This is a genomic window from Pseudoxanthobacter sp., from assembly GCF_036822375.1.
GTDB lineage: Bacteria > Pseudomonadota > Alphaproteobacteria > Rhizobiales > Segnochrobactraceae > Pseudoxanthobacter.
Genome location: NZ_DAISHT010000074.1, coordinates 1 through 16,123, shown reverse-complemented (window position 1 = coordinate 16,123; position 16,123 = coordinate 1). Strand labels below are relative to the sequence as shown.

Annotated in this window: 15 protein-coding genes; 12 read left to right on the top strand and 3 right to left on the bottom strand. The window is 70.3% G+C overall.

What is annotated here, in order from left to right; genetic code table 11:
- The 6 genes from V7067_RS09120 to V7067_RS09095 form a co-directional block, all read left to right on the top strand.
- The coding region (locus V7067_RS09120; RefSeq protein ID WP_334175583.1) for a substrate-binding domain-containing protein at positions 1-365 on the top strand (365 nt) is incomplete at its 5' end.
- 147 nt (positions 366-512) lie between these two features.
- Complete coding sequence (locus V7067_RS09115; protein ID WP_334175582.1) at positions 513-2,426, top strand: sugar ABC transporter ATP-binding protein; 1,914 nt, start codon at positions 513-515, stop codon at positions 2,424-2,426.
- A gap of 23 nt (positions 2,427-2,449) precedes the next feature.
- Complete coding sequence (locus V7067_RS09110) at positions 2,450-3,427, top strand: ABC transporter permease (RefSeq protein ID WP_334175581.1); 978 nt, start codon at positions 2,450-2,452, stop codon at positions 3,425-3,427.
- A complete protein-coding gene (locus V7067_RS09105) occupies positions 3,424-5,388 on the top strand; it encodes a hypothetical protein (protein WP_334175580.1) in 1,965 nt (654 codons plus the stop codon). Before V7067_RS09110 ends, V7067_RS09105 begins: the two co-directional genes overlap by 4 nt.
- Before the next feature lie 27 nt (positions 5,389-5,415).
- A complete protein-coding gene (denD, locus tag V7067_RS09100) occupies positions 5,416-6,405 on the top strand; it encodes a D-erythronate dehydrogenase (RefSeq protein ID WP_334175579.1) in 990 nt (329 codons plus the stop codon).
- A 122-nt stretch (positions 6,406-6,527) separates the two neighbouring features.
- The gene (locus V7067_RS09095) at positions 6,528-7,307 is read left to right on the top strand and encodes an SDR family oxidoreductase (protein WP_334175578.1); all 780 of its coding nucleotides are present in this window, start codon (positions 6,528-6,530) and stop codon (positions 7,305-7,307) included.
- 93 nt (positions 7,308-7,400) lie between these two features.
- On the opposite strand, the gene otnC is transcribed toward V7067_RS09095, so the two are convergent.
- The 3 genes from otnC to V7067_RS09080 are packed head-to-tail and all read right to left on the bottom strand — an operon-like array spanning position 7,401 to position 10,394.
- Positions 7,401-8,042: a 3-oxo-tetronate 4-phosphate decarboxylase gene (gene otnC / locus V7067_RS09090; RefSeq protein ID WP_334175577.1), complete on the bottom strand. Its 642-nt coding sequence runs from the start codon at positions 8,040-8,042 to the stop codon at positions 7,401-7,403.
- Positions 8,039-9,307 carry a 3-oxo-tetronate kinase gene (gene otnK / locus V7067_RS09085; protein ID WP_334175576.1) on the bottom strand — a complete coding sequence of 423 codons (1,269 nt, stop codon included), beginning with the start codon at positions 9,305-9,307 and terminating at the stop codon, positions 8,039-8,041. The genes otnC and otnK overlap by 4 nt, the downstream gene beginning before the upstream one ends.
- A gap of 52 nt (positions 9,308-9,359) precedes the next feature.
- Complete coding sequence (locus V7067_RS09080; protein WP_334175575.1) at positions 9,360-10,394, bottom strand: LacI family DNA-binding transcriptional regulator; 1,035 nt, start codon at positions 10,392-10,394, stop codon at positions 9,360-9,362.
- Positions 10,395-10,585: 191 nt separating this feature from the next.
- On the opposite strand from V7067_RS09080, the gene otnI reads away from it, so the two are divergent.
- From otnI to V7067_RS09050, 6 genes are all read left to right on the top strand, one after another.
- A complete protein-coding gene (otnI, locus tag V7067_RS09075) occupies positions 10,586-11,389 on the top strand; it encodes a 2-oxo-tetronate isomerase (protein WP_334175574.1) in 804 nt (267 codons plus the stop codon).
- 290 nt (positions 11,390-11,679) lie between these two features.
- Positions 11,680-12,573, top strand: a complete 894-nt coding sequence (locus tag V7067_RS09070; protein WP_334175573.1) for a LysR family transcriptional regulator — start codon at positions 11,680-11,682, stop codon at positions 12,571-12,573.
- 327 nt (positions 12,574-12,900) lie between these two features.
- Positions 12,901-13,884 carry a TRAP transporter substrate-binding protein gene (locus V7067_RS09065; protein ID WP_334175572.1) on the top strand — a complete coding sequence of 328 codons (984 nt, stop codon included), beginning with the start codon at positions 12,901-12,903 and terminating at the stop codon, positions 13,882-13,884.
- A complete protein-coding gene (locus tag V7067_RS09060) occupies positions 13,881-14,342 on the top strand; it encodes a TRAP transporter small permease subunit (protein WP_334175571.1) in 462 nt (153 codons plus the stop codon). The genes V7067_RS09065 and V7067_RS09060 overlap by 4 nt, the downstream gene beginning before the upstream one ends.
- A 7-nt stretch (positions 14,343-14,349) precedes the next feature.
- Positions 14,350-15,636: a TRAP transporter large permease subunit gene (locus V7067_RS09055; protein ID WP_334175570.1), complete on the top strand. Its 1,287-nt coding sequence runs from the start codon at positions 14,350-14,352 to the stop codon at positions 15,634-15,636.
- A gap of 128 nt (positions 15,637-15,764) precedes the next feature.
- On the top strand, positions 15,765-16,123 hold a 359-nt coding region (locus tag V7067_RS09050; protein ID WP_334175569.1), incomplete at its 3' end, for an aminotransferase class III-fold pyridoxal phosphate-dependent enzyme.

Sequence of the window (16,123 nt, the reverse complement as noted above, 5' to 3'; positions counted from 1 at the left end):
TCAAGTTCACGCAGGACATGCTGACCGCCAACCCCGGCCTGCGCGCCCTGTTCGTGCAGACCGACCAGCCGGCCATCGGCGCGCTGCGGGCCATCAAATCGGCCCGGCGCAACGGCGAGGTTCTGGTGGCCGCCTTCGACGGCCTGCCGGAGTTCGTGGACCTGCTGAAATCGGGCGAACTCGTCGTCTCCGGCATGCAGCAGCCCTACCTGATGGGCGAGCGCGCCGGCGAGGCCATGGCAGAGGTGCTGGCCGGCAAGACGCCGGAAAAGGAAATCGTGGTGCCGATCCTCGCGGTCACCAGCGAGAACATCGAGAAGGAACTGCCCACGGTGCGCCTCACCGTGTTCGCGAACGAGGTCTGAGGCGCCCCGCCGGCCGCCGCCCCGCGCCCAGCGTCGCGTAACGGGGCGGGCGGCGGCCGGGTCCGGTGCCCTGCCGACCCGTCGTTCTGAACAGGCCCGCGCTGCCCTGCCCGGCAGCGCGCCGGCCGGCCATGGGGTGTTCCTGCAATGCCATCCGACACCGCACACGCCGCGCCGCTTCTGGTGGCGAACGGCATCTCCAAGACCTTCGGCCGCACACGCGCCCTGAGCGGCGCCACGTTCGCGCTGAGGGCGGGCGAAATCCACGGCCTGCTCGGCGCCAACGGCGCGGGCAAGTCCACGCTCTCCAAGGTCATTTCCGGCCACTACACCGTGGACGGCGGCACCCTGCAGTTCGCCGGCGAGCCGATCCGCCTTTCCGGCACGCGCGATGCCCTGCGCATCGGCATCGCCATCGTGATGCAGGAGACGAGCCTCGTTCCCGACCTGAGCGTGCTGGAGAACATCTTCCTGCCGGAACTGGCCCGTCCGGGCCGGCTGAACCGCGCCGCCCTGCGGACCAGGGCACGGGCCATTCTCGACGAACTGGGACAGGGCGAAAACCTGCCGCTGGATATCGAGGTGCGCCACCTCTCGTCCGCGCAGAAACAGCTTGTCGAAATCGCCAAGGCGCTGGCGCTCAGCGCGCGGCTCATCATCTTCGACGAGCCGAGCGCCTCGCTCAGCCCCGGAGAGGTGGAGCGGCTGTTCGACATCATGGGCCGGCTGCGCGCCTCCGGCCGCGGCCTCATCTTCGTTTCCCACCGGCTGGAAGAGGTGTTCTCCCTCACCGACCGCGTCACGGTGATGCGCGAGGGCCGCACCGTGATGGCGGCGCGCGAAACCGCGGGCCTGAGCCAGAGCGAGCTGATCCGCGCCATGGTCGGTGCCGAACTCGGCGCCATCTACGAGCATCACGGCGGGAACGGCACGGAGGGCGGCGGCGCCGGCCGCTTCGGCGCCGTGGCGCTGGAGGTGCGGAACCTCGCCGCGCCGCCGCTGGTGCGCGATGTCTCGCTGCAGGTGCGGGAGGGCGAAATCGTCGGCCTCGGCGGCCTTGTCGGCGCCGGGCGCTCGGAGGCGGTGGAAGCCGTGTTCGGTCTGCGCCGGCGCGCCGGCGGCAGCGTCAGCCTCATGGGCAGGCCGCTGCCCGCCATGAAGCCGCAGGCGGCCATCCGCGCCGGCATGGGGTTCGTGGCCGAGGACCGGCGCACGCAGAACATCGTGCCCGACCTGTCGGTGCGGGAAAACCTGCTGCTGGCCCACCTCGGCGCCCACCGGGGCTTCCTGTGCAACTACCGCGCCCGCGAGCGGCGCGCGGAAGAACTGCTCGCCGAACTCGGCCTGCCGGCCGACCGGCTGCTGGATGCCTCGATGCTGAATTTCTCCGGCGGCATGCAGCAGAAGATCATCATGGCGCGCTGGCTGCTGCTGGACCCGAAGGTGCTCATTCTCGACGAACCCACCAAGGGCGTCGACATCGGCGCCCGGGCCTCCATCTACGCCATGCTGCGCGCCATCGCCGCCCGCGGCGTTGCCGTGGTGGTGGTGTCGTCGGATTTCGAGGAACTCATCGGCCTTTCCGACCGCATCGTCGTCATCAGCGATGGCCGCTCGGTCGCCGACCTTCCGGCGGCAATGCTGGACGAGGAGAAGCTGACGCTGCTGGCGGCGCCGCGCACCTCCATGGCGCGCAACACCGCCCTGCTCGGCGCGCTGACGGCGGAGTTCGGCGGCGCCGGCTTCTGGGCGCTGATGGAGGAGGACCGCCTCATCTGCCTCAACGCCGTGGTGAGCGACGGCGGGGCCGATCCCGGCTTCCGTGCCGGCGAGGCCCGCCGCCTTGGCGAAACCCGCATTCCCGAGGCGCTGCGCCGCCGCGACGGCGCGTTCGTGACGGATGCGGACGAAGCCCGCCCGGTCCGCACCCTGATGATGCCCATCACCAGTCACCGCGGCCACGATCTCGGCTGGGTCGGCCTCAGCCTTGCGCGCGACGGCGACCTGCCGGCGCCGGAGGCCATCCGCGCCCGCGTCGCAACCATGGCCGCCACCCTGTGACCCCCGCGAAGGAGCCCTCTTCCATGGCAATCGCCACTCTCGCCCCCACGGCGCCTTCGGCGCGCGCGCGCCGGCTCTTCCGCCGGCTTGAGGTGCGCATGCTGCTGCTGGCGGTGGTCATCGCCGGCTGCCTGTCGCTGCTGTCGCCCTATTTTCTTACCCAGTCCAACATCTTCAACATGCTGGACCAGTCGGTGGTGATCGGCATCGTGGCGGTGGGCATGACCTTCGTCATCCTCACCGGCGGCATCGATCTTTCGGTCGGCTCGGTCGCCGGCCTCACCGGCATCATTCTCGGCCTGTCGCTGCAGCACATGCCCATCGTGCCGGCCATTGTCATCGCCGTCGGCTGCGGCGCGCTGATCGGGCTGGCCTCCGGCCTGCTCATCAGCCTGTTCGGGCTGGCGCCGTTCGTCGTCACCCTCGGCATGATGGCGATCGCCCGCAGCCTCGCCTACATCTTCTCCGGCCAGACGGCGATTTCCGACATTCCCGAGGCGATGCAGTCGATCGTCTACACCACCGTTCTCGGCATCCCCACCAACGTGCTGTTCCTGATCGCGCTCTATGCGGTCGCCTGGCTCTATCTCAACTACACCAAGGGCGGGCGCACCATCTATGCGGTGGGCTCCAACCGCGAGGCCGCGCGCGCCGCCGGCCTCAGCACGCTGTTCTATTCGGTGCTGCCCTATGTGCTGTCGGGCGCGCTGGCGGCGGTGGCCATCACCTTCTCGGTCAGCCAGCTGCTTTCCGCCGATCCCCTGATGGGCAATTCCATGGAGCTCGACACCATCGCCGCCGTCGTCATCGGCGGGGCCAGCCTCTATGGCGGCCGCGGCTCGGTGATCGGCACGCTGATCGGCGTGTTCATCATGGTGATGATCCGCAACGGCCTCAACCTGATGGGCGTGTCGCCGTTCTGGCAGGGCTCGGCCATCGGCACCATCATCATCGTGGCCCTGCTGGCGGAGCGGCTGGTTTCCAGCCGGATCGAGCGATGAACGCGCCCGCCGGCACCCCCTCCCCCGCTTCTGCCCCATCCCTTGCCATCCGCCTGTTCGGCACCGACGAGCCGGTGACGCCGCCGCGCAGGCTCGTCGCAGGCCGGCTGACCGCCGAACTGGACGGCGGCAATCTGCGCCACATCCGCTATGGCGGCATCGAGATCATCCGGGCCGTCTCCTTCATCGTGCGCGACCGCAACTGGGGCACCTACAACCCGCAGATCAGCGATTTCGCTCTTGAGGAAACGGAGCGCGGCTTCCGCATCGCCTACGACGCCGTTGCCGCCGACAGCGAACAGCGGCTCGCCTGCCGGGCAACCATCGAGGCTTCGGCAGACGGCTGGCTGCGCTTTTCCGGCGCGGCCCGGGCGGAGACAGATTTCTGCACCAACCGCACCGGCTTCGTGGTGCTGCATGCGCTGGAAAACGTCGCCGGCCACCCGGTCACCATCGAGCACACCGACGGCCGGGTGGTGGAGGGCACCTTTCCGGCGCTGATCGATCCGGTTCAGCCGATGATGGACCTGCGCGCCCTCACCCACGCCCCCGCTCCGGGGCTGAAGGTGACCTGCCGCATGGAGGGCGATGCCTTCGAGATGGAGGACCAGCGCAACTGGACCGACGCCTCGTTCAAGACCTATGTGCGCCCCCTCGCCCGGCCGTGGCCTTACACCATCGCCGCCGGCGAGCGGCTCGCCCAGACGGTGACGCTGCAGGTGACCGGCAGCGCACCGGCCGCGGCCGCTGCCGGGCCGGCGCGCATCGCCACCGGGGCGGCGGAAGGCACCGTGCCGCGCCTCGGCCTCGGCCTCGATCCCGATGACTGCGCGGCCACGCAGGCCCACAGTGCCGCTCTGGCGGGGGTCGGCGCCGGCATCGTCACCTGCCACTACGATCCCCGGCGCGGCCATGACGGCGAGACGCTGCGGCAGCTGGCCGAAACCGCCCGCGGCCTCGGCGCCGAACCGTGGCTGGAAGCCGTCATCGCCTCGGTCGGGGACTATGCGGCCGAGATCGCCGCGCTGGGCCGCACGGTCGCCGCCCTCGGGTCGCCGTTCGCAACCGTGCTGGTCTCGCCGGCGGCAGACCTGAAATGCACGCTGCCGGGCAGCCCCTGGCCGCCGGCGCCGCCGCCGGCCGCGTTCTTCGCGGCTGCGCGCGCCGCCTTCGCCCCGGCCCGGCCCGGCGGCGGCATGTTCAGCTACTTCACCGAGCTGAACCGCAAACGCCCGCCGGCCGAAGCCCCCGATCTGGTGAGCTACACCACCACGGCAACGCTGCACGCCGGCGACGATCACTCCATTCTGGAAGGGCTGGAATCCCTGCCGGCCATGGCGGCGAGCACGCGCGCGATTGCCGGCGGGCGGCCGTTCAGCGTCGGCCCCGGCGCCATCGGCATGCGGGCCAACCCCTATGGCGCGGCGCCGATGCCCAACCCGCACAACATCCGGCAGGCCATGAACCGCAACGATCCGCGCCACCGCGGCCTGCTGGGGGCGGCGTGGGCGCTGGGCTTCTTCGCCCGCTTCGCCGCCGGCGGGGCAGAAAGCGTCGTACTGGGCGGCGCCACCGGGCCGTTCGGCCTGCTGCACACCCCGCAGGACTGGCCGCAGCCGTGGTTCGACGAGGCCGGCGGCGGGTTCTTCCCCATGTTCCATGTGCTGAAGGGGCTGGCCGCCCTGCAGGGTGCTCCCCGCCTTGCCGTTTCCGTCCCCGATTTCATCGAGGCCATCGCGGCCGAAGCCGGCGGCCGGCGCGTGCTGTGGCTCGCCAACCGCCGCGGCAGCCCGGCACAGGTCGCAATCGAGGGCCCGGTCGCCGACGTGGCGGTGCTCGACGACGCCGCCTTCGCGGCCGCCGCCCGCGATGCCGGCGCTATCGAAACCCTGACACAGCCGCGCAGCCACGGCACACTCGCCCTCGGCCCTTATGCCATCGCCCGCGTGCGCTTCTCCTGAGACCCTGACTTTTCGAGGAAACATCCCATGCATGTTCTCATCATCGGCGCGGCCGGCATGGTCGGTCAGAAGCTGACCCGTCGCCTCGTCGCCGACGGCCATCTCGATGACAGGGCGATCACCGCGCTGACGCTGGCCGACGTGGTGCCGGCCCCGCGCCCGGCCGGCTTCGGCGGCCGCACCACGGTTCTCACCGTCGACCTCGCCGCGCCGGAGACCGCCGCCATGCTGACCGGCGCGCGGCCGGACGTGATCTTCCACCTCGCCGCCATCGTCTCCGGCGAGGCGGAGGCCGATTTCGAGAAGGGCTACCGCATCAACCTCGATGGCACCCGTGGCCTGTTCGAGGCGATCCGCATCGCCGGCCTTGCCGCCCCTTACCGGCCGCGGGTGGTGTTCACCTCGTCCATCGCGGTGTTCGGCGCGCCGTTCCCGGAGCGCATCGGCGACGAGTTCCTGCTGACGCCGCTCACCAGCTACGGCACCCAGAAGGCCATCGGCGAGCTGCTGCTGTCGGATTATTCGCGCCGCGGCATTTTCGATGGCATCGGCATCCGCCTGCCCACCATCTGCGTGCGGCCGGGCCGGCCCAACAAGGCGGCCTCCGGCTTCTTCTCCAACATCCTGCGCGAGCCCCTCAACGGCGAGGAGGCGGTGCTGCCGGTCTCCGGCGAGGTGCGCCACTGGTTCGCCAGCCCGCGCGCGGCGGTGGGCTTTCTCATCCACGCCGCGACGCTTGATCTTGCCGCCGTGGGGCCGCGCCGCAACCTCAGCATGCCCGGCCTCTCGGCCACCGTTGCAGAAGAGATCGAGGCGCTGAAGCGGGTTGCCGGCGAACGCATCGCCCGCCTCATCCGCCCGCAGCCGGATGCCGCCATTGCCGCCATCGTGGCCGGCTGGCCGCGCGATTTCGATGCCAGCCGGGCGCTGGCGCTGGGCTTCAGCGCCGAAACCAGCTTTGACGAGATCATCCGCGCCCACATCGACGACGAACTCGGCGGCCGCATCGCCGCCTGATCCCCGCTCCCTGCCCGGCGGCCTTCCCGCCCTGCGGAGGGCCGCCGCTTTTTCCTGTCTCTCCCTGTCTCTCCCTGGCTCGCGCGCTCTGGCGGAGCCGGATCACGCTCAGGACCGTACCCATGTCCACCCTCGAAGATGCCCGCGCCGGCCAGCCCGGCAACGGCCGGGTCGTTCTCGTCACCGGCGCCGGCACCGGCATCGGCCGCGCGGTCGCGCTCGGGCTGGCTGCTGCCGGCTACCGGCTGGCGGTCACAGGCCGGCGGGCCGCCCCGCTGGAATCCCTTCTCGCCGAGGCCGGCGGCAACGGACTGGCAGTGACGGCCGACGTGACGGATCCCGATTCCGTTGCTGCACTGTTCGCAGCCGTGCAGCAGCACTATGGCCGGCTCGACGTGCTCTTCAACAATGCCGGCGCCATCGCCCCGGCGATCAACATGGAAGACCTCACCCTCGCCCAGTGGAAGACGGTGATGGACACCAACGTCACCGGCGTCTTCCTGTGCACGCAGGCGGCTTTCCGGGTGATGAAGGCACAGGACCCGATGGGCGGGCGCATCATCAACAACGGCTCGGTGTCCTCCGCCATGCCGCGGCCGAACTCGACACCCTATGCCGCCTCCAAGCATGCCGTTCTGGGCCTCACCCGGTCGACCGCGCTGGACGGGCGCAAATACAACATCGCCTGCGGCCAGATCGACATCGGCAACACCGAAACGCCGATGGCCGCCGGCATGAAGCACGGCGTGCTGCAGCCCGATCTCTCCATCCGCGTGGAACCGACCTTTGACGTGAAGCACGTCGTCGACGGCGTGCTCTACATGGCCGGCCTGCCGCCGGAGGCCAATGTGCTGCAGATGACGATCATGGCCACCGCCATGCCGCTGGTCGGGCGCGGCTGACGGTCGGGCCCGTCTGACAGCCGGGCACGGCCGATTTCCGGCCCGCCCGCTTCGGCCGCAGCCGGCGCACTTCCGCTGCCGCCCGGCCCGCGGTCAGGGGGCTTTCAGGGCCTCCGCCTGCGCGCAGGTCAGCGTGCGGATGCGCCGGCCGTGGAGCAGCAGAAACAGCTTCGCGGTCTCCTCAAGCTCTTCGGCGGCATATTGTGCCTCCGCCAGCGTGCGGCCGGCCACCACCGGGCCGTGGTTGGCCAGCAACAGCGCGTGGTGCGCCCCGGCGTGCGCCGCCACCGCCCCGGCCAGCCGCTCGTCGCCGGGCGGAAAATAAGGCACCAGCGGCAGCCGGCCGACGCGCATCACATAATAGGCGGTGATGGGCGGCAGCACGTCCTCCGGGTCCACATCCGCCAGCACGCTGACGGCCACCGCATGGGTGGAGTGCAGATGCACCACCGCCCCCGCCTCGCCGCGCGCGCAATACATGCAGCGATGCAGGAACGCTTCCTTGGTGGGCCGGTCGCCGCTCCGATGCGCGCCCTGCGGCGACAGATGCGACAGCCGCGCCGGATCGAGCCCGCCCAGACTGACATTGGTGGGCGTCATCAGAAAGCTGCCGTCGGAAAGGCGCACGCTGATGTTGCCGGTGGAGCCGAAGGTGAGCGCGCGGGCAAACAGCGATGCCCCGACCGCCGCGATGGCATCGCGCGCCCGCGTTTCCTCGGAAAGCACACCCGTCATGACAGCAGACCCCACGCCTTGAGGAAGAAATCCGGCGCACCGAAATTGCCCGATTTCAGCGCCACCGCCAGCGGCCGGCCGCCGCCTCTGGCGGCCATCCACGGCACACCGGGATCGATTTCCGGGCCGATCGCAAAGGCCCTCAGCCCGAGCGCGCCCACGACCGCGCCCGATGTTTCGCCGCCCGCCACCAGCAGCCGCGAGAAGCCGAGCGCAACGAGGCGGCGGGCGACATCGGCCAGTAGGGTCTCGACCAGCGCCCCCGCCGCTTCCCGTCCCAGCCGGGCCTGCACCGCGGCAACCGCCTCCGGCGCCGCGCTGGCATAGACCAGCGGCGGCAGCCCGTCTGCCACGGTCGTGACGAAGGCGATGATGTCGTCGGCCGTCTGCGTGCCGTCCGCCACCTGCAGGGGATCGATGCGGAAGGCCGGGGTGCCGGCGGCAATCGCCTCGCCGATCTGCCGCCGCGTCGCCGCCGAACACGAGCCGGCCAGAATGGCCGCCCGGCCGGGCGGAGCGGCCAGTGTGGCGGGCGGGACGGCCGCCGCGGCCAGCCCGGCGCGGCGGAAATTCTCCGGCAGGCCGAGCGCGATGCCGGAACCGCCGGTGATGAGGCGCATGTCGCGCGCGGCAACGGCAATCGTGCGCAGGTCGTCGTCGCACACCGCATCCACGATCACCGCGCCGAGACCCGCGTCCGCCGCCGCGCCGAAAGCCTGCCGGACGGCCTCCGGCCCTGCCGCCACCACGTCATACCCCACCAGCCCCACCGCCAGACGGGTCTGCGCACCCAGAACCCGCACCAGATCGGCATCGCGCATCGGCGTCAGCGGGTGATCTTTCATGGGACTTTCCGACAACAACTGATCGCCCACGAAGAGATGCCCGCGATAAACCGTGCGGCCGTTGGCGGGAAAGGCCGGACAGGCCAGCGTCAGCCCCGCCCCCAGATGCGCCGCCAGCGCCTCCATGACCGGGCCGATGTTGCCGGCGGGCGTGGAATCGAACGTGGAGCAATATTTGAAGACGATCTGCCGCGCCCCGGCGGCCTCAAGCCAGCGCGCCGCCTCCAGCGACAGCGCCACCGCCTCGGCCGCCGGAATGGTGCGCGACTTCAGCGAAATGACGACGGCCTCGGCCGCGCCGGGATCGAAATTCGGCGGCGGGGTGCCGACCGTCTGCACGGTCTTCAGCCCCCCGCGGGCCAGCGTCAGCGCCAGATCGGAGGCGCCGGTCAGATCGTCGGCGATCGCACCGAGCAGCATGAGCGTTTCTCCCGGACAGTCTGTTGTTATCGGTCCCGATGTCCGTTCGGACTCAGGCCGTCTCGCCGGGTTCGATGGTAAACCCGGTATCGATCACCTGCACCGCGGCCGGCCTGCGCGGCGCGGCGATGATGGCCTCCGCGGCGCTGCGGCCGATGAGGAAGCGGTTGGAGCGCACGGTCGAAAGCCGCCGCGGCAGCGCATCGCCGATCTCCAGCCCGTTGAAGCCGAACAGGCCCAGATCGCGGCCGGGCTCCAGCCCCGCGGCCATGCAGTGGAAGACGCCGCCGACGGCCATGTCGTCGTTGGAGAACATCACCACGTCGGGTTCTCCGCCGCCCGCCAGCAGCGCCGCCAGCATGGCGCGGCCGGCCTGCACCGTGCTCGGGCCTTCCGCCCGGCGCACGGCGACGAAATCCAGCCCCTGCGCAGCCAGCACCCGCCGCGCCCCCTCGAAGCGGTGCCGGGCGCGCACGTCGCGCGCCCAGTCATGGCCGACATAGCCGAACCGGCGATACCCCTTCGCCAGCAGATGCTGCGCCGTCGCCGCCCCGGCGCGGTCGTGGGAAAGGCCAACCGCCACGTCCAGCGGGGCGGTGTCGATATCCATGATCTCCGCCACCCGCAGCCCGCCGGCGGCCAGCAGATCGCGGGCCGGCGCGGTGTGCTCGAACCCGGCCACGATCATGGCCCGCGGCTGCCAGGCCATCATCGCCCGCACCACGCTTTCCTCCGCCGCCGGATCGTAATCGCTGACGCCGACCACCGGCTGAAAGCCGCTGCCGGCAAGCCCGGCGTGGATGCCGCGCAGCACCTCCGCAAACACGATGTTGGCGAGCGACGGCAGCACCACGCCCACCAGCATCGAGCCGGACGAGGCCAGCGCCCCGGCCAGCCGGTTGGGCACATAGCCAACCGCTTCCACCGCCGCCATCACCCGCGCCCGCGTCGCCGCAGACACCCGTCCGGTGCCGCGCACAACGCGCGAGGCGGTGATCTCGCTCACCCCGGCCAGCCGCGCCACATCGGCCAGCAGCGGTGCGCCGCGCGGCGCCGGCCGGCCGGGATCGTCCGGGTCTGATGCCATGCTGCCCGCCTGTTCCGGTTCTGCCCGCTGCCGCCACGAGGCCGGCAACGATGCTGCGAAGGCGCCGTGTGACAGCGCTGTCGCAAACCTATTGCAGAGCGGGATGAAGATGCAATAGCCTTGTGACAGCGCTGTCATACACCCCGCGGCCGCGCGTGCCGACCGCCGGAAAGCCACCCGAGGACCCGCCGATGCCCCGCTTTGCCGCCAACCTCACGATGATGTTCGGGGAGCACGCCTTTCCCGACCGCTTCGCGGCCGCAGCCGACTGCGGCTTCACGGCGGTGGAGTTTCTCTTTCCCTATGATTATCCGCCGGCCCTGATTGCGGAAAAGCTGGCGCAGAACGGCCTCACGCTGGCGCTTTTCAACCTGCCGGCGGGCGACTGGGCAGGCGGCGCGCGCGGCCTTGCGGCACTGCACGGGGCGGACGCGGTGTTCAGCGCCAGCGTCGACAAGGCGCTGCTCTATGCCGCCGCCACCGGCGCGGCGCGCGTGCACATGATGGCCGGCCTCGCCGACCCGGCCGATGCCGCCGCCGCCGCGCGCTATCGCGAAGCGCTGTGCCTTGCGGCCGACAAGGCGGGCGAGGCCGGGCTGGATCTTCTGATAGAACCCATCAACGGGCGCAACATGCCGGGTTATTTCCTCAACGACTTCAACCGCGCCGCGGATATCATCGCCGGCTGCGGGCGGCCGAACGTGCGCCTGCAGTTCGACATCTACCACCGCCAGATCCTGCACGGCGACGTGCTGACGGGCCTTGAAGCGCTGCTGCCGCTGACCGGCCATGTGCAGATCGCCGCCGTGCCGCACCGTCACGAGCCGGGCACCGGCGAACTCGACGATTTCCGTCTTTTCGAAGCCCTCGATGCGCTGGGTTATCGCGGCTGGGTGGGCTGCGAATACATCCCCGCAACACAGACGCGCGCCGGGCTCGGCTGGCTGGCAAAGGCCGCCGGCGGCCGGAGTGAACGGAACCCGCCGACACCCTGAGCGCTCCCGCCGGACGAGCCGGCCAGCGCCAGCGGCCCCCGGCACAAGGGGCCGATGACACAAGCCCGCCGCCCGTCCGCCCCCCCCATCTTGCACCCGTCCGGGGCTGGCGGCCGGCCGCCCGGCACCCGCGGTGCGCGACCCTGCCGGCGCCGTGGAGGCCTGCGGTTGCCCGCATTTGCTGCATGCCTGCAATTGATGCAAATGTGCAGCCAAAGCTGAAAATTCGGCCTTCAGCCGGCGGGGCGGGCCTGTATAGGCTGACCGTCTCGCAGCACGGAGGCGGAGCAATGCGGCATCTCGACAGCGATGCGCTGGCGGCCATCGTCGCGGTGGCGGACTTTGGCAGTTTCACCGCGGCGGCCGAACACCTCGGCAAAACGCAGGCTGCCGTCAGCATGGCGGTGGCCCGGCTTGAGGAGAAGCTCGGCCGCCGGCTGTTCGACCGCACGCCGCGCAAGGTCACGCCCACCGCGGCCGGCGACTGCCTGCTGGGTTACGCCCGGCGCATTCAGGCGACCGAGGCCGAAGCGCTGTCGGCGCTGATGGACCGCGTTGCCGAAAGCCGCGTGCGCCTCGGCATGCCGGACGATTTCATCGACACCTTCGGCAATGCGCTGCTGCACGGCTTCAGCCCGCAGAACCGCAACATCTGCCTCGACCTGACCTGCGATTTCTCGCGCAAGCTGCGCGTCATGGTGCAGAACGGCGATCTCGACGTGGCCGTTGTGACGCAGTTTGCCGACGACGAGCCGGGCGAGCGGCTGTGCGAGGAACCGCAGGTGTGGTGCACCGGCCCCAACGGCACGCCGGAGACGGAGGACTGCCTGCGGCTGGCGCTGTTTTCGGAAGACTGCACCGCCCGCCCGCGCATCTGCGCGGCGCTGGAAGCCGCCGGCCGGCCCTGGCGGCTGGTCTATTCTTCATCCCATGTTGCCGGCATCCGGCTGGCCGTCGCCTCCGGGGCCATGCTCACCGTTCTGCCGCAGCGCGCGGTCCCCGCCGGCTGGCGCCGGCTGGGCACGGCAGACGGACTGCCCGCCCTGCCGCCGCTGCGGCTGGCGGTGCTGCTGGGGCGCAGCGAGCGGCTGGCGGCGCGCAAGGTGGCGAGCTTCCTGCGCCGCGAATTCGGCCAGCCGGAAGCCGCCGGCCTGCCGCGACTGGCCGGCGGCAGGCGCGGATAAATGCGGCTGATGGCGCGATAAAATCTTGTTCGGCCGCCTTGCCGGCTCAGCGATTGACGCCGCCCCCTTCGCATCTGCACACTAAGTCCATGCCAGCGAGGCACACGGACAGACCGCGGCGGAAGGGTGTTTCCGCGACGGCGCGTCCGGCCCGGACCATGGCACGTCAGAGACCGATCCGCTGCCGCCTTTCCCCGGCCCGCGCCCTGCCGCGCGCCGGACAGGCGACACATGGCCGCCCCGCGGCCGGTTGGCGATGACGGACCGGCACGGGCGGGCGGCCGCGACTGGCGATAAAAAAACGGCTCTAGCCTTCTGGAGAACTTCATGCGTCTCGATCGCCGCCAGTTCATCGCGGGTGCGGCCGCGGTATCCGCCTTTGCCATCACCGGCCGCGCCAACGCCGCCACCACGCTGAAGGTTGCCCACGCCTCGCCGGAAGAAAGCCTCATCCAGAAGGCGCTGCTGCGCTTCAAGGCCGAGGTGGAGAAGGAGACCGGCGGCAGCGTCCGCATCTCGCTGTTCGCCAACGGTCTTCTGGGCGACGAAGGTCCCATCAGCGAGGCGGTCGGCGACGGCTCCATCGACATGGGCCTCGGCGGCGTGGTGGATGCCATCGACCCGCGCCTCAACGTGGTGTCGCTGCCGTTCCTGTTCGACAGCTTCACGCAGGTCCACGCCGTGCTCGACGGCCCGGTCGGCGCCGAGCTGAAGGCCATGGCCCCGCCGCGCGGCTACGAGATCCTCGGTTTCCTCGATTCCGGCTTCCGCAGCTTCACCAACAACCGCCACCCCATTGCCGCGCCCGCCGACATGGCCGGCCTCAAGATGCGCTGCCCGCCGATCCCGGTCATCATCGAGACGGTGAAGGTGCTGGGCGCGCTGCCGCAGGCCATCCCCTACGGCGAGGTCTACACGTCGCTGCAGAGCGGCGTGGTCGACGGGGCGGAACCGGAGCTGCGCGACTTCTACGACGCCAAGTGGTTCGAGGTGCAGAAGTTCCTGTCCCTCTCCAACTACATCTGGACCGCCAATTACTGGTACGCCAACAAGGCGAAGCTGGACGGGCTGTCGCCGGCCGACCGCGCCGCGGTGACCCGGGCCGCCGCCAGCACGCAGGCCTGGTATCGCGGCGAGATCGGCAACGTCTATGCCAGCCTCATCGCCACGCTCGGCGAGAAGGGTCTGAAGATCAATCAGGTCGATACCGCCCCCTTCAAGGCCATGGTCGGGCCGGTCTACGAGACCTTCTCGAAGGAATACGGCGCCGCGCTCGTCAGCAGCGTCCGTGCCGCGGCCCAAAAGGCATGAGCCGGCATCCGCTGGCCCGCCTCGGGCGGGCCGCCCACATCGGCCTGCGCATTCTCGGGGTGGCGGCGGTGGCGGTTCTCGTCATCGCCACCGGCCTCGGCGCCGTGGGCCGCTATTTCCACGTCGGCGGGGTCACATGGTCGTTCGAACTGGTGGCCATGATGTTTCTGTGGATTACCGCCATCGGAACCATCATTTCCGAGCTCGACGGCGAGAACGTCTCCATCGACGGCATGAACGGCGACCGCGGGCCGGTGAAACACATTCTGCATGCCGTCGTGCTGCTGATCGTGGCCGGCATGATGGTTCACAGCGGCTGGTCGATGCTGGAGCGCACCGCCTTCATGCCCACCCCCGTCATGCGCGCCCCCTCGTGGACCATGCAGGCCGTCATTCTGGTCATGGGCGTGGGCCTTGGCCTCATCGCGCTGCTGCGGCTTGCGCGCCTTCTCCGGTGACCGCGTCATGACCCTCATCGTGCTGTTCGGCGTGTTCGCCGTCACGCTCTATTCCGGCGTTCCGGTCGCCTGGTCGATCGCCATCTCCACCCTCGCCGTCATCCTCAGCGGTCTGGTGCCGCTGCCGCCGGCGTGGTTCGCCCAGCAGGTGTTCGGCGGGGCCAACTCCATCTCGCTCGCCGCCATTCCGCTGTTTCTGGTGGCCGGCGGCATCATGAACGAAGGCGGCCTGACAAAGCGCATCATCGACCTTGCAGACGACCTGCTGGGCTGGATCCGCGGCGGGCTCGGCGTCGTCAACGTCGCAACCTGCATGGTCTATGGCGGCATCACCGGCTCGGCCACCGCCGACACCGGCGCCGTCGGCTCCATCATGATCCCCGCCATGGTCAAGCGCGGCTATCCCGCCGCGTTCGCCGCCGCCGTCACCGCCGCCGCCGGCACGCTCGGCATCATCATTCCGCCGAGCGTGGTGATGATCATGTACGGCGTCATCACCGGCACCTCCATCGGCGGACTGTTCGCCGCCGGCATCATCCCCGGCATCATGCTGTCGGTCACCTTCATGATCACAGCCTGGTGGATCGGCGTGCGCGAGGGCTTTCCGAAATCGGAGAATAAGCCCAGCGTCCGCTCCTTCAGCCTGCACCTGCTGCGCGCCTCGCCGGCCGTGATGATGCCGGTGGTGGTGCTGGGCTCGATGCTGTCGGGTCTCGCCACGCCCACCGAGGCCGCATTCGTGGCCGTCATCTGGGCGCTGCTGGTTGGCGGGCTGGTCTACCGCGAGATCACATGGGCCTCGCTGTGGAAGGTGGGCGAGGAGGCGCTGAAGATGACCGGCGCCATCATGATCATCATGGCCGTTTCCACGCCGTTCTCGTGGGTGCTGACGGTGGAGGAAGTGCCGTCGTGGACGGCGGGCCTGCTGGCGGAAAGCGGAGCCGGTCCGGTGGTGACGGTGCTGCTGATCATCCTGCTGCTGACCTTCGTCGGCACCTGGGCCGATCTCGGCCCCACGCTCATCATTCTGGCGCCCATCGTGCACCCGATCGGCCTCGCGGCCGGGCTCACGCCCTATCAGCTCGGCCTCATCTTCGTCATCTCCGGCGGCATCGGCCTGTTCACGCCGCCGGTCGGCACCAACATCTTCGTCGTCTGCAATGTCGCCCGGATCGGCGTCAGAGAGGTGACCCGAAGACTCTGGCCGTTCTTCATCACCAGCAACATCTGCCTTCTGATCGTCGCTTTCGTGCCGGCAACGACGGAATGGCTGCCGAAACTGTTCGGCTTCTGACGCGGACGACCCGGCCCGCATCCCTTTCCTTCCCCTCCCTTCCCTTCTTTCCTTCCCGTGACAAAGACCCTGCCCCGGCCCGTGCCCTCCGGCACGGCGCGCCGGGCGGGAAGACGGAGTATTGTCCCATGACTGCCCTGACCGTGCCGCTCGGTATCTCCAGCCAGCCGCGCAACCTGCCCGATGTCGACGGCGAGGCCTTCATCGTCGCCCGCAGCAAGGGCGCGCGGCTTTTCGATGCCGGCGGCCGCAGCTTTGTCGATTATGGCATGGCGATGGGCGCCAATCTGGTCGGCCATGCGCATCCGGTCGTCAACGAGGCCTGCATCCGCGCGCTCGAAGGCGGCTCGATGCCGGGTTTCCGCAACGACCGCGAGGAGGCCGCCGGCGAGGCGCTGGCGCGCATCGGCGGCGAGCGGGTGACGCGGGTGACCTTCGTCACCACCGGCACCGAGGCGGTGCATCTGGCCTGCCGCATCGCCCGCGG

What these genes read in the sequence shown, in the direction of transcription:
- V7067_RS09115 (WP_334175582.1), top strand. Translation starts at nt 513, where the DNA reads ATGCCATCCGACACCGCACACGCCGCGCCGCTTCTGGTGGCGAACGGC.
- V7067_RS09110 (WP_334175581.1), top strand. Translation starts at nt 2,450, where the DNA reads ATGGCAATCGCCACTCTCGCCCCCACGGCGCCTTCGGCGCGCGCGCGC.
- V7067_RS09105 (WP_334175580.1), top strand. Translation starts at nt 3,424, where the DNA reads ATGAACGCGCCCGCCGGCACCCCCTCCCCCGCTTCTGCCCCATCCCTT.
- denD (WP_334175579.1), top strand. Translation starts at nt 5,416, where the DNA reads ATGCATGTTCTCATCATCGGCGCGGCCGGCATGGTCGGTCAGAAGCTG.
- V7067_RS09095 (WP_334175578.1), top strand. Translation starts at nt 6,528, where the DNA reads ATGTCCACCCTCGAAGATGCCCGCGCCGGCCAGCCCGGCAACGGCCGG.
- otnC (WP_334175577.1), bottom strand. Translation starts at nt 8,042, where the DNA reads ATGACGGGTGTGCTTTCCGAGGAAACGCGGGCGCGCGATGCCATCGCG.
- otnK (WP_334175576.1), bottom strand. Translation starts at nt 9,307, where the DNA reads ATGCTGCTCGGTGCGATCGCCGACGATCTGACCGGCGCCTCCGATCTG.
- V7067_RS09080 (WP_334175575.1), bottom strand. Translation starts at nt 10,394, where the DNA reads ATGGCATCAGACCCGGACGATCCCGGCCGGCCGGCGCCGCGCGGCGCA.
- otnI (WP_334175574.1), top strand. Translation starts at nt 10,586, where the DNA reads ATGCCCCGCTTTGCCGCCAACCTCACGATGATGTTCGGGGAGCACGCC.
- V7067_RS09070 (WP_334175573.1), top strand. Translation starts at nt 11,680, where the DNA reads ATGCGGCATCTCGACAGCGATGCGCTGGCGGCCATCGTCGCGGTGGCG.
- V7067_RS09065 (WP_334175572.1), top strand. Translation starts at nt 12,901, where the DNA reads ATGCGTCTCGATCGCCGCCAGTTCATCGCGGGTGCGGCCGCGGTATCC.
- V7067_RS09060 (WP_334175571.1), top strand. Translation starts at nt 13,881, where the DNA reads ATGAGCCGGCATCCGCTGGCCCGCCTCGGGCGGGCCGCCCACATCGGC.
- V7067_RS09055 (WP_334175570.1), top strand. Translation starts at nt 14,350, where the DNA reads ATGACCCTCATCGTGCTGTTCGGCGTGTTCGCCGTCACGCTCTATTCC.